Annotated in this window: 5 protein-coding genes; 1 reads left to right on the plus strand and 4 read right to left on the minus strand. The window is 38.0% G+C overall.

Annotated elements, in window-relative coordinates; genetic code table 11:
* Positions 1-315: 315 nt before the first annotated feature.
* The 4 genes from ligA to mutL form a co-directional block, all read right to left on the minus strand.
* Positions 316-2334 carry an NAD-dependent DNA ligase LigA gene (ligA, locus tag ABIL69_01300; protein MEO0122627.1) on the minus strand — a complete coding sequence of 673 codons (2019 nt, stop codon included), beginning with the start codon at positions 2332-2334 and terminating at the stop codon, positions 316-318.
* 890 nt (positions 2335-3224) lie between these two features.
* The gene (deoC, locus tag ABIL69_01305) at positions 3225-3884 is read right to left on the minus strand and encodes a deoxyribose-phosphate aldolase (GenBank protein ID MEO0122628.1); all 660 of its coding nucleotides are present in this window, start codon (positions 3882-3884) and stop codon (positions 3225-3227) included.
* A 15-nt stretch (positions 3885-3899) separates the two neighbouring features.
* Positions 3900-5609 carry a family 10 glycosylhydrolase gene (locus ABIL69_01310; protein MEO0122629.1) on the minus strand — a complete coding sequence of 570 codons (1710 nt, stop codon included), beginning with the start codon at positions 5607-5609 and terminating at the stop codon, positions 3900-3902.
* 5 nt (positions 5610-5614) lie between these two features.
* Entirely contained in the window at positions 5615-7243 is a 1629-nt protein-coding gene (gene mutL / locus ABIL69_01315; protein ID MEO0122630.1) for a DNA mismatch repair endonuclease MutL, read from the minus strand.
* Positions 7244-7397: 154 nt separating this feature from the next.
* Between mutL and ABIL69_01320 the strand changes: the two genes are divergently transcribed.
* Entirely contained in the window at positions 7398-10916 is a 3519-nt protein-coding gene (locus tag ABIL69_01320; protein ID MEO0122631.1) for a tetratricopeptide repeat protein, read from the plus strand.
* Positions 10917-10932 lie beyond the last annotated feature (16 nt).

Consider the following 10932-nt stretch of genomic DNA (forward strand, 5'->3'; position numbering starts at 1 on the left):
ATTCCCCGTTCGACCGGTGCTCCGATACTCTGTCCAACCCTTTTTACCCCTCTTTGCCCTTCTTCTTCCCTTCTTCACCCTTATTTAATTCGGCTATCGTTATACGGTTTCGCCGCCCGTTTCGTTATACGGCATCGTCTATCGGCTAAAAGGTCAACTAATAATTTTTTTCCCATTCTTGTCATTCTAATCCCCCTATTTCCCCCTTTAGGAAAGGGGGAATTAACGGAAGAATTAAGAAAGGGGGATTGAGGGGGATTTTACAATAGCAACATACTTCAAACCAATTCCCATACCAGCATCCATGCTCAATAACTAATGCCCATCTGTTTTAAATCCCTTAATCATCTTTAGGAATTCCTGCTCATCAATTATCTTCACTCCGAGTTTCTTTGCCTTTTCATACTTTGAACCGGGCTCAGTGCCGACAACAACATAGTCGGTATTTTTTGACACTGAACTTGAAGGATGACCACCGAGTTTCCGCACAATCGCCTGTGCCTCTTCACGGGTCATTGAAGAAAGCTCACCGGTGAAGACGAATGTCTTATTCTTTAGTGGCCCTTCAGAGACAACCTTTTCAGTCTCAAATTTTAATCCTGCCTTTTTCAAATGCTCAATGAGGCGCCGATTCTTGGGACTTTTAAAATAATTAATGATGCCCTCTGCAACGACTTCGCCTATTCCAGATATTGCAGTAAGTCTTTCTATATCTGCATTCATAAGGTTATCAATATTCTTAAATTCATTGACCAACAAATTTGATGCATTTATACCTACATTCGGAATTCCAAGGGCATAAAGGACATTGACAAAATCTCTTTCCTTGCTCTTCTCAATAGCATTTATCAAATTCTGTGCAGACTTCTCCCCCATCCTTTCTAAATCTGCGATAGTCTTCACATCAAGTTTATAAATATCATCAAAACTTTTTACAATACCGAGGTCAACAAGTTTATTCACCAGAACCCAGCCAAGCCCTTCTATATCCATTGCCTGCCTTGATGCAAAATGCAAAATCGCCGCCTTTATCTGTGCCGGGCAGGAAGAATTCACACACCTCCAGTCCGCCTCTCCTTCAAGCCGATATATCTTTTCTCCACAGACCGGACATTTATCCGGAAATTTAAAAACCTTTTCTTTCCCGGTTCTACGGTCCTTTACCACACCCACAACCTTGGGAATGACCTCACCACCCTTTTCAATAACCACATAATCACCAATCCTTATATCCTTTCTTTTTATTTCATCTTCGTTATGCAATGTCGCCCTTGAAATCGTTGTTCCTGAGAGTGGGACAGGTTCAAGTATCGCTACGGGTGTGACCCTTCCGGTCCTGCCAACCTGTAATTGTATATCCTTTAATTTTGTTATTGCCTGGCGCGCAGGATACTTGTATGCAATTGCCCAACGTGGGCTCTTTATTGTATAACCGAGTAATTCGCGGTCAGCAAAATTATCCACCTTTATAACCAGTCCATCTACTTCATATTCAAGATCATCACGCTTATTCTCCCATTTCTTCATATATTTTATTACTTCACCAATATCATTGCAGAGTTCAATATGCGGAACCACCTTGAATCCAGCAGAGCCAAGTTTCTTTAAGGTTTCGTAATGAGAACTGTGGTGCGGACCGGGTTGGACCGGTATTGTGTGGATAAAAAGGTCAAGATTTCTCTTTGCTACTTCTTTGGGATCAAGGAGTTTGAGTGTGCCGGCAGTTGCATTACGGGGATTGGCAAAGATTGGCTCACCCTGTTCTTCTCTTTCTTTATTTATCTTCTCAAAATTCTTTTTTGAAAGATATACCTCACCACGAACTTCTATGTTCTTCAATTCATTGTCATCGGTCATTAGTTCAAGAGGCACAGATTTTATTGTCTTTATATTCTGTGTGATATCATCACCTTTTATCCCATCTCCCCTTGTAGCACCGAGTATAAGTTTACCATTTTTGTAATGGAGTGCGACTGCGACACCATCTATCTTTAGTGTTACTTCGTATTTTACCTGTCTGCCCAGACCTTTTTTTACTCGTTTATCAAATTCAAGTAATTCTTCTTCTGAATAGGTATTATCAAGGCTGAGCATCTTGATTTTGTGTTCAACGGTTTTGAATTCTTTTAATGGTTCTCCACCAACACGCTGGGTGGGTGAATCCGGGGTTATGAGTTCAGGAAATTTTTTTTCAAGTTCTACAAGTCTTTTGTATAACTGATCGTATTCATAATCTGAAATGACTGGCTGGTTTAATACATAATAGCGATAGTTGTGGTAATTTATCTCTTTACGAAGTTTTTCTATCTCCTTTTTTGCATCCTCAAGTTTCATTGAGATATTATAAGGAATTTTTTAGAGGTGTCAAGAACGGCATTTCGGATTTCGGATTGCGAAAACGACATTTCGGATTTCGGATTGCGAATTTCGGAAAATTAAGATGCAGGAGCGCTGCGCTTGCGAAAATGACATTGCGAATTAAACGAATGAGATTGCTTCGCCCCTACGGGGCTCGCAATAACAATATACTCAAACCAATAACCACCAGTAGGCGCAGGCTTTAGCCTGCGGATAAATATGTCTAAATCTCAAAGGATTTCGCACCCTAAAGGGTGCGGCTACAATTTTTAAACACATAACAATGCCCGTTTGGGAACGACGCATCAGCAAGCTGATGCACTCCAATTCCCCGTTCGACCGGTGCTCCGATACTCTGTCCAACCCTTTTTACCCCTCTTTGCCCTTCTTCTTCCCTTCTTCACCCTTATTTAATTCGGCTATCGTTGTACGGTATGGTATTGGGTTTAGGATTGGAAATGAGTTAGGATTTGGTTTAAAGGTTTTGTTTACATTAACAATTTCCCCAAACCTATAGACAAAACCCAATCCCGTTTCCCAACCCAAACCTTTAATCGGCTAAAAGACTTATTAATCCCTACTATTTATTTTCTTGTCATTCTAATCCCCCTATTTCCCCCTTTAAAAAGGGGGAATTAAAGGAGGACTTAAAAAGGGGAATTAAGGGATGGATTAAAATAGGGGGACTAAGGGGGATATAATGAATGATCGCTTCGCTCGCAGGATCGTACTAACGGACTTGCAGGATCATTTCATTCGCAGTATCGCTACGCTTGCGAAAATGACCATCTAACAATAGACGATACGGGCGGTGACAACCTAAAACCAAAAATTAATAACTTTAGTCATTCAGGTATTTTGGACTTTTAGCATTTTAATACGGTCGCCTCTTCCATTATCTTTTCACCTGAAGATGTGCCGATGCGTGTTGCACCAGCCTTTATAAAGGCAACCGCAGTCTCATAATCCCTTATACCGCCCGAAGCCTTTATGCCGAATTTCGGACCCACGACCTTCCTCAACAATTTTATATCCTCAAGTTTTGCACCTTCTTTTGAAAAACCAGTAGATGTTTTAACAAAATGGGCGCCACTCTCTTTTATGATGTTTGCTGACGCAATCTTCTCTTCTTCAGTCAGAAGACAGGTCTCAATTATCACCTTTACAATCCTTCCCTGCGCCGAATCAACGACTGCCTTTATCTCCTTTCCTACATATTTAAAGTCTTTTGATTTCAAACGTCCGATATTGAGCACCATATCTATCTCATCACAGCCAAGTTGTATCAATTCCTCAGTGGCAAAGACCTTTGCCTTTGTCGTTGATGCACCGAGGGGAAAACCAACCACACTGCAGACCTTTATATCTTCGGGCAACTCCTTTTTTATAAATTCAACCCAGGAAGGGTTGACAACTGCTGAATAAAATCTGTATTTTTTAACTCCTTCTATAAATTTCAAAATATCATTTTTTGTAGCATCTGGTTTTAAAATTGTCTGGTCAATGTATTTATTTATTTCCTTCATAACTTTGCCTTCCTTTCATTCTTTATATAAGTCATCAAATCTTTTTTTAATGGTGTAATAAATATAAATGGGCAATAGTTCGGGTTTTGCCTTATTCTTTTTTATCCAATTCCCCCCTTCTCTTATTTCTCTCACTTTAAACACATATATTCCTGACCTTGCCTCAAAAATTTTTCTTTCGTCCTTTTTTGCTTCAAAAACAGGTTTTGATAGCGGGTCCATTCCATCCGGATATATTTCTTTTTTCAAACTGAATTTTTTTATCTTCTTCACAGAATTTCTAACCGCTGTACTATCCTTATTCCATCTTAGAAAGGCATATTCAATCAAGCGGTGTGGAGGTTCATATAGTTTATCAGGGATATTCAAAATCGTTCTATTCAGATATTCAAATCCCGCAACATCCGCCCTAATTTTTTGTATAAAATTATTCCGGTCAATGCCCATTTTTGATAGGTCTTTTTCAGGGTTTAATGATAAGGACAAAAGAAACCGACTGAATTCAAGATCTTCGCCGTATTTTATATATTCCATCCCCTTCTCAATCCATTCCTGATTTGCCAGTTCTTTAAAGAACCCATTCGTATCCTGAGTTTGGACAACCGTCTGCGCTGAATCTTGCAAAATCATTGTGCTATCTAAAAGCATATTCAAATCAGCCATTGTATCAAGGGCGGCGAAATCAAAATATGATATCCCTCTACCTTTTGCCTGACGAACATAATTGATTTCAGTATTTGCCTGCAATTCCATTCCCTTCCACAGAAATCCTATCCCCATTATTGCTGATGGGAAATAATAAAGAGAAAAATTGAGAAAATCTTTGAAAAGTTTTGTATCGGTAGTATAGGACATCACCACTGGATAATCTATCAGATCCTGCCATTCCCACCAGCTCTGGGCATACTGATATGATGCCCTTGATGGGCTTGAAAATACTGCGCAGGAAATTATACAATCTTTATTAACATTTTTGATCACAGGTCTGACCTGCTCCAGAAAATTATAAATTGTTCTCTGCCGTTTTTTATTCTCAAGAAAAAAATTATATGCAATCCAGCGATTGAAATATTCTAATTTTGGATATCTCAATAGTGTGAGCCAGCGCATATCACGATTGTTCAATCCCGAGAGCAAACTTGATATCAGCGTATCTTCTATGCCCCAGAAGACACCCGGAAATCTAATAAAATCAAAATGGATACCATCGACTTTATATTTTTTTAGAATTTCTTCACATATCTTTTTCAAAAATTCCTTTACTTCCTGATTAAAAGGGTCTATAAAGGTTCCTTCAAGACCAAAATCCTTTTGTTCTTCGGGTGAATAATCGATCATACTCCTGCCCTTTATATCCTTCAATAACCAATCAGGATGTGTATAATAAATATGCCTCGTGGAATCAGGAAGACTATCCAGAGACCATATCAGGAATGTATTTATCCAGGCATGGACTTTGATATCCTTCTTTTTTGCATATTTGATTATGGAATCAAGTGGGGAATAATCAGGGGGGGCATTTTTTGAAAGATACTGACTCCTTGGTAATATCTCGGATTTGTAGTATGCTGAACCACTTATCACAACCTGCACATACAGATCGGTTATATCCATTTTTTCCGCAAGATTTATAATCTTTGGAATAGAATTGGTATCAGCAATTGATAATGCCCTGACCCAGAGACCTTTTTGGAAACTAAAAAGGAATGTCAGCAGCAGGAACATAAATTCTATCTGCCGAATCTCTGGTCTAAGTCATCAAGACTTATCTTGATCACAACCGGTCTTCCATGGGGGCAGATAAATGGATTCTCACAGGCAAATAAACGGTCAATGAGACTCTGCATTTCTGCAACCGAAAGTTTCTGTCCTGCCTTTATCGCCATCCTGCAGGCAATTACCTTTGCCAGTTCGCCTTTCTGATTCATCAACTTACCAAGACTCCCAATCTCACTGAAAAATCCCTGGAGGTCTTCCCTTGTTACCTTTGTATCCGAAGGGAGTGTATCTATGACAAGGGTACGGGCGGAAAATTCTTTGAATACAATACCCAGTTCTTTTAAATTTTCTTTTGTAGCCTGATATACCCGGTATTCTTCAGGTGTGAGTTCTATGGTAATTGGAAATAATAGATGCTGGGAAGAACCTCGATTGTTCATAAGGGATTCGTATAATATCCTTTCGTGTGCTACATGCTGGTCAATGATTATGAGACCGGTGCTGGTCTGGGCAAAGATATAGGTATTGTGGAGCTGCCAGAAATCCCCGGTCTCACCCGTTGCCGTAGTTCGCGTCTGAATTTCACTATATGGTATAAGCGACTCCTGGACCAATCGGGCATCTGCTGGAGAAACAGAACCAACCTCGTGTGGATATTCCTTTACTGGGATCGCCGGAAATATTTTACTCTTTATACCTTGAGTAAGCAGGTCCATCACATATCTCTCTTCTTTTATCTTTACTTCGTTCTTTGTGGGATGGATATTGACATCCAGCATCTGTGGCGGAATTTTTATATTTAATACATAAAGGGGTGGTTCTTTGGGGTTCTGATAGACCTCAGAAATCACCCTTGTAATACGTGGATACCTAACCGGTCTTGAGTTCACATAGAGCAGATTTAAATTTTGTTTTTCATTCAGATTAAATGGTGATAAAAATCCATAAAAATTTATCTCGCCTACATCCAACTCAAATGGTATTAATTTTTCTACCAGCCGAACAGGATATAATTGCAATAATCTGGATTTTAAATCTTTAGCCGATGGCAGGTTCAGAATATTTCTTCTTTCCTCGCCTAAAATAATATGAACTTCTGGAGAAATGATCGCGTATGTCTTTACCAAATCAATTATGAGACGACGCTCATATTCATCTGATTTCAAAAATTTTCTTCGCGCCGGCAGGTTGTAAAAAAGGTCAGATACTCTTACCCTGGTTCCTCTTTCTCTGAAGGTATCAATGACCTGTTTTACCTTGCCTTCCTCAACAATTATCTTTGTCCCTTCGTTCCCATCAAAGGTTTCAAGTTCAAAATGGGATACCTGGGCAATGCTCGCAAGTGCCTCACCACGGAACCCAAAGGTCTTTATATTTTCTATATCTTCAATACGCTCAATCTTACTCGTTGCGTATCTTTCAATTGATAAAAGGGCATCGGCACGGGACATTCCAATACCATCATCGTTCACCAAACATTTGGATTTGCCCCCGGATTCAATCTCAATCTCTATCCTCTTTGCACCGGCATCAAGGGAGTTTTCAATGAGTTCTTTTATGACTGAGGCAGGTCTGATTATGACTTCGCCCGCTGCAATCTTGGAACGGACTTCTTCTGAAAGTAATCTAATCTTCGGCACGACATATTTTATTGAGGGTATGCCTAAAGTCAAGAATTTTCTCTCTTGACCAATTGCAAAATATAAATAGAATATCTCTGATAATGGTTAAAATTGCGGGACTTTTTTTAAAATCTATTTTTGTTGATAAATTTTACTAAAAACAGGGTAAAAAATGCTACAGAAACCACAGGAAAGACGACTGATAACCATAATCTTCGCAGACCTTTCTGGATTTACCAGGTTATCTTCTGAACTCGACCCCGAAGATGTCCAGGAAGTTGCCAATACAACCTTTGAGATATTGAATAAACCAATCATTGAACAAGGCGGATTGATTCACAAGTATGAAGGAGACCTGGTCATTGCCTTATTTGGTCTACCCACTGCCCATGAAGATGACCCGGAAAGGGCAATAAAGGCTGGATTTAAAATGATGGAACTTATTCCTGAAGTAAATGATAAACTATCGAAAAAATTAAAGAAAAAGACAGATTTAGGTCTGCATATTGGCATAAATTCCGGAATTGTAGTTGCGGGTGAGGTTGGGTCAGAAGAAAAAAAGGAATGGACAGTAATGGGTGATGCTGTGAATCTTGCTTCACGGTTAAAAGATATCGCAAAAAGAAGTGAAATAATTGTCTCTGAGCCGGTCTTCAGGGCTTCAAGGTACCTATTTGACTATGAAATACTGACCCCAGTGCCTATCAAGGGTATAGAAAAACCAGTGAAGATTTTCAAACCATTGAGGATAAAGGAAAAACCTGAACCAAAAAGGGGAATTCAAGGTTTATATTCACCGCTCGTGGGCAGAGACAAAGAACTTCAAACACTCAAAAAAAAGATTGATGAATTACAGAAAGGAAAAGGTGGTGCAGTCTTCATCCTTGGCGATGCAGGACTTGGGAAAACAAGGCTCTATGAGGAAATGAAAAAACAACCCATAACCTTCCCTGTTTATTTCTTTGAAAGTCGATGTTCATTATATGACCAGGAACTTTCTTATTCAATAATCCTTCAGATTTTAAAAGAAATCTTTTGTATCACCGAAGATCGCAAGGCAACAATCGAGCATAAAATTATCAATAAAATTAAAGAGGTATTTCCTGATGGATTTAATGATGTTGTGCCTTATCTACTCCTGTTATTTTCTATTGATTTAACAGACGAATTCAAGAAAAAAATAGAATATCTTGACCCCCAGTCATTAAAACGCCAGATATTTTTGGCTATCCGGAGGTTGTTATGCAAAATTGCAGAAAACCAACCAATAATTCTCGTCGTAGAAGACTATCACTGGATTGATCCTTCATCATTGGAGTTATTTGAATTCATTTTCGGTGACTGGGAAAGTGAACCGCGATTACTATTGATCGGCATTTCCAGAATTGAGAAAGAGAAAGAATGTTGGCTGACGAAAGAACGGCTAAAGAATAAAATTGGCGATAGATTTCTTGAAATTGTATTAAATCCGCTTGATTACGAATCGAGCGCAAAACTTACGCACAATATTTTAAATATCCTTAATATCCCTGAAGAATTTAAAGACAAGATTTTAAAAAAGGCTGAAGGGAATCCATTCTATCTTGAAGAAATAATTCGAGCATTGATAGATACAGGATGTCTAAAATTGGACGCCGGTGTCTGGCGTCTTAGTTCCGATGTTAATGACATTGAAATCCCGGACACGGTCCAAGCAGTAATCATCTCCAGAATTGACAGATTAGAACCAGAGTTGAAGCAGATACTACAAATTGCTTCGGTCATAGGCAGAATTTTTTATAGACAGGTACTACAACCTGTCTCTAAAATCGACGATTTACTACTAACCCTCCATTTGGCAACACTTGAAGAATTGGAATACATCAAAGAATCTAAAACAGAAGATGAGATTTCATATATATTTCGTCATCCGCTTCTCCAGGAGGTTATTTATAACAACATATTAAGGAAAAAACGGAAAGAACTGCACAATAGTGTGGCAGAATGTATTGAAAAATTATTTGCGGAAAGAATCAATGACTTCTGCGATTTGCTTTCCCAACAATTTTATCTTGCGGAAAACTGGGAAAAGACACTTACATATTCAATAAAGTCTGCGGAAAAAGCGAAAAGATTATATCTCAATAAGCAAGCAATTGAATTATACGAGCGAGCTGAAGAATGTGCGGAAATGATAAATAACACTGTAAAAAAAATTTATTGTATTAAAGAAAAAAGTGAGATACTAAATCTGATTGGTGAAACTAAAAGTGCACTTGATGAGATTGGCAAAGGGATTGAACTTTCCAGAAATATAATGGATAAAAAATCGGAGGCTGACTGTCTGATAGCAATTTCTGATATCTATGCCAATCTCAGTAGGTACGAAGATATGCTTGATTCAGCGTCAAAAGCACTTTCAATTTATAAAACAATCAATGATAAAAGGGGTGAGGCTGAGAGTCTCAATAATATGGGATATGCGTATGAACACTTTGGCGAATACAATAAGGCACTTGAATATTATAATAAATCTTTAGAGATTCAAGAAAAGATAGACGACAGAGATGGACAGGCATTAAGTTTGAATAATATCGGTAATATTTATGAATACTTCGGTGAATACGATAAGGCACTTGATTTTCTTGTGAAATCTTTAAATATTCGTGATGAAATGTGCCATTTGGCAGGACAGGCAACAAGCCTTAACAATATCGGCGCGGTTTATGATGACCTCGGTGAATATGCAAAGGCGCTTGAATATTATAAAAAGTCCTTTAAGATACAGGAAGAAATAAACGATATGGATGGCAAGGGAACGAGTTTGAACAACATTGGCTATCTGTTCTCCCTTATTGGTGATTATAAAAAAGCACTTGAATATTACATGGAATCCCTGAAAATCCGTATTGAAATAGGTGACAAAGACGGGCAGGCAACAAGTTTATGTAATATTGGTGTAATTTATGGAAATATGGGTGATTACCAAAAAGCGCTTGAATACTTTATAAAATCATTAAAAATTCGCGAAGAAGTAAATGATATAGCTGGTCAGGTAATCAGTCTATATGATATCGGTAAACTATATATAAATCTCGCTTATTTACAATATGATGAATTAAAGACAAGATTTGCTTTGGAAAATCTCTTGCTTGATGTCAAAAATAATCTTGATCTTAAATCTACCCTATTAAATAAAGCAAGGGAATATCTTAGTAAAAGCGAGGAAATTGCCCAAAAAAAGGGGCTACAGCGATTATTCCCAATCATATATTTAATTTTCAGTGAGATTCTGATTGCAGAATGTAATATTTTAGAAAATAAAACTGGTGTCAGAAAGACTAAATTGTCAGAGGCATTAAATTATGTGGAAAAATCATTAAGTCTTGCCGAAGAACTCCATTTAGAGAAGACTAAGGCACAGGCAGTTCTTATGCAGGCACGGGTAGAGACATTACTTGGCAATTTAAAAAATGCCGATGGAAAATATAAGATTGCAATTTCATTATTTGAAAAGCAAAATAGAATTTTTGATATGGCAATGGCATACTACTATTATGGTGAGATGTTGAAAATTTTTAACAAAAACAAGATAAAAAGTGAAATAGAAAAGGCAGATAAATATTTACAAAAGGCAAAAGAGATTTTTATCAAATGTGATGCAAAGATTTGGTCTGAGAAATGCAGTAAGTTACTGGAAAAAGGCTATTGACAAATGGTGATTTTTT

It is taken from the genome of candidate division WOR-3 bacterium, assembly GCA_039802005.1.
Classification (GTDB): Bacteria; Hydrothermota; Tepidihabitantia; order SM23-42; family JAOAFX01; genus JAOAFX01.

What these genes read in the sequence shown, in the direction of transcription:
- ligA (MEO0122627.1), bottom strand. Translation starts at nt 2,334, where the DNA reads ATGAAACTTGAGGATGCAAAAAAGGAGATAGAAAAACTTCGTAAAGAG.
- deoC (MEO0122628.1), bottom strand. Translation starts at nt 3,884, where the DNA reads ATGAAGGAAATAAATAAATACATTGACCAGACAATTTTAAAACCAGAT.
- ABIL69_01310 (MEO0122629.1), bottom strand. Translation starts at nt 5,609, where the DNA reads ATGTTCCTGCTGCTGACATTCCTTTTTAGTTTCCAAAAAGGTCTCTGG.
- ABIL69_01320 (MEO0122631.1), top strand. Translation starts at nt 7,398, where the DNA reads ATGCTACAGAAACCACAGGAAAGACGACTGATAACCATAATCTTCGCA.